Origin of the sequence: Anaerovibrio lipolyticus (genome assembly GCF_021531495.1) — a bacterium.
Classification (GTDB): domain Bacteria; phylum Bacillota; class Negativicutes; order Selenomonadales; family Selenomonadaceae; genus Anaerovibrio.
The window spans coordinates 1-2849 of record NZ_JADYTY010000059.1 but is presented as its reverse complement, the minus strand read 5'-3'; the positions used below and the strand labels follow the sequence as shown (position 1 = coordinate 2849).

Below are 2849 nucleotides of genomic sequence, written 5' to 3'. Positions count from 1 at the left end.
TTTCGAGAAAATTTTGATTTCATATTTACGATAGTAGAGAGATAGGCATCTCGATAAATCAGAATTTATTGCATATTGTTGAGGTTTGTAGTACAATAAATATAAAGAGAGTGCTACCGATAGACGGTTAGCCCTATGTTTTTAGCAGAAAATAACCGCTCAAGATTAGGACTCCTGGGGCGGTTATTTTCTTTTGTGAATATTTTTGCCAAGTTGGTAGACAAAAGCTATACTTAATAAAAAACATCAGGTCGAGATCATGCCTATGATTAAGGATAAAAATATCATAAATTTATTTCAGAATTCTGTTTTGGCACAGGGACTGGATAGGGAAAAAATAGAGGAATTTCTCAAATCCAGCAAGGTAGATTATAAGAAATATCATGAAGGGGAATTTATTTTTCGTGAGGGAGATGTGCCAAGGAAATTGTATATGCTCATAGAAGGGCAAATAAAAATTGCTAAAGATACATATCTGGGGCGGCAATTAGCTTTGGGGGAGATTACAAGGCCTGGAGATATTTTCGGAGAGGTATATCTGTTTTTGGGACACAAAGCATATGATATGTATACAATGGCTTTGGAAGATAGTTCAATATTAGAAATCAGCAGCAGTTTTTTTAGAGATACCAATCAGGATGTTATGCCACTGACCATACAGATACAGCAGAATTTACTACGAATTATAGCAGGCAAGGCATATTTTATGCATAATAGATTAAAAATTCTTGGCAGCGGTTCTCTTAGGGAAAAGATAGCGAGGTATATTTTTCAACTGTCAAGTAAAAATGGCTGCTTTCAATTGCCCTGTAGTAGAGAACAACTGGCAGAACAACTATCTGTGGCAAGGCCATCCTTGTCAAGAGAATTAGGTCAAATGCAGCGGGATGGTATTTTGGACATACATGGGAATAAGATAAGTATAGTGGATTTAAAAGCTTTTGAATCATATTTATAACGATTTATCTGATATCATCAACCTTTGCAGATGGTGGTAAAAATTTTAAATTCGTAACAAATGTTACGGCATAAGGCAGACTTATTTGGCATAATATATATGAAATCGGTTATGTAAAGAAGGGATGTGCTTTTATGGATAATAAAATGTTTTGCTTTCAATGTCAGGAAACTGCGGGATGTAAAGGTTGTACCGTAATGGGGATTTGTGGCAAAAAGCCAGAGGTTGCCGCGGTGCAGGATTTATTGGTTTATGTTACCAAGGGACTGGGGGCTGTGGCTGCTGCATGGCAGTCAGCAGGAAAAATTGTCCCATCTGAAATTGGTCATTTGATAACAGAAAATTTATTTATTACTATTACAAATGCTAATTTTGATGAAGAGGCCATAAAAGTACAGATTGATAAAACACTTATAGCCAAATCTGAACTTTTGAAAGCCATGTCTGAAGTAAAAAACTTACCAGAGGCTGCTCTTTGGCAGGGGAGTAGGGCAGATTACTTGTCCAAGGCTTCTACTGTAGGTGTTTTATCTACACCTAACGAGGATATACGCAGTCTAAGCGAACTGGCTTTATATGGCTTGAAAGGGCTATGTGCCTATCTGAAGCATGCCAATGCCTTGGGATATAGTAGTGATGAAATAGACGCTTTCGTGCAAAGGGCTCTTGCCAAGCTGGTAGAGGATAATCTGACCGGAGAAAATCTCACTGCTCTGGTGCTGGAAATTGGCAAATGGGGCGTAGATGCTATGGCTCTTTTGGACAAGGCCAATACTGAATCCTATGGGCACCCTGAGATTACCAAGGTAAAGTTGGGCACAGGCAAAAGACCTGGTATCTTGATTTCTGGCCATGATTTGCGGGATTTGGAAATGCTGTTAGAGCAAAGCAAAGATAGTGGGATAGATGTTTATACTCATGGAGAGATGCTGCCAGCTCATTATTATCCTGCTTTCAAGAAGTATGACCATTTTGTGGGAAATTACGGCAATGCCTGGTGGAAGCAGAAAGAGGAGTTTGAAGCTTTTAATGGGCCTATAGTTATGACGACTAACTGTCTGGTGCCACCAAAGGATTCATACAAAGACCGGGTATTTACAGCTAATGCTGTAGGTTTTCCTGATTGTAAGCATATAAAGACAGATGCTAATGGACATAAGGATTTTTCATCTGTCATCCAAATGGCTAAGCAATGTTCAGCACCTACTCAGTTGGAGCAGGGCGAAATAGTAGGGGGCTTTGCTCATGAGCAGGTATTCGCCTTGGCTGATAAGGTGGTAGAGGCTGTAAAATCTGGGGCTATTCGCAAGTTTGTGGTTATGGCTGGCTGTGATGGCCGTATGAAATCTAGAGATTATTATACTGAATTTGCCAAGGCTTTGCCTAAGGATACCGTTATTCTTACTGCTGGTTGTGCTAAATATAAATATATCAAGCTTGACTTAGGAGATATTGGCGGTATTCCACGGGTATTGGATGCGGGACAGTGCAATGATTCCTATTCCTTGGCTTTGATTGCCTTGAAGCTGAAAGAAGCTTTTGGATTAGCTGATATTAATGAATTGCCTGTAGTATATAATATTGCTTGGTATGAGCAGAAAGCAGTTATTGTTTTATTGGCTCTGCTGCATCTGGGAGTTAAGAATATACATCTGGGCCCAACTCTGCCAGCATTTTTATCTCCTAATGTAGCCAAAGTTTTGGTAGATAATTTTGGTATAGCCGGCATTAGTAATGTGGAAGATGATATAAAGAACCTTATTGGGTAAATTTCGATTTGCCGAATACATCAATTATCTATACACTTCTCGTAGGCACGGCATATACCCTTACAGGCACGCTCTCGCTATATTGATGTGCCTCACGCTGCTAAACTCATTTAATCACATGA

At 39.2% G+C, this 2849-nt stretch carries 2 protein-coding genes; both read left to right on the top strand.

Going from position 1 to position 2849, the window contains the following annotated elements:
• Window positions 1-265: 265 nt before the first annotated feature.
• Window positions 266-958 carry a Crp/Fnr family transcriptional regulator gene (locus I6E26_RS10910; RefSeq protein ID WP_235321894.1) on the top strand — a complete coding sequence of 231 codons (693 nt, stop codon included), beginning with the start codon at window positions 266-268 and terminating at the stop codon, window positions 956-958.
• Between the two features lie 134 nt (window positions 959-1092).
• On the top strand, window positions 1093-2727 hold the full coding sequence (hcp, locus tag I6E26_RS10905) for a hydroxylamine reductase (RefSeq protein ID WP_235321893.1): 1635 nt from the start codon (window positions 1093-1095) through the stop codon (window positions 2725-2727).
• Window positions 2728-2849: the final 122 nt, after the last annotated feature.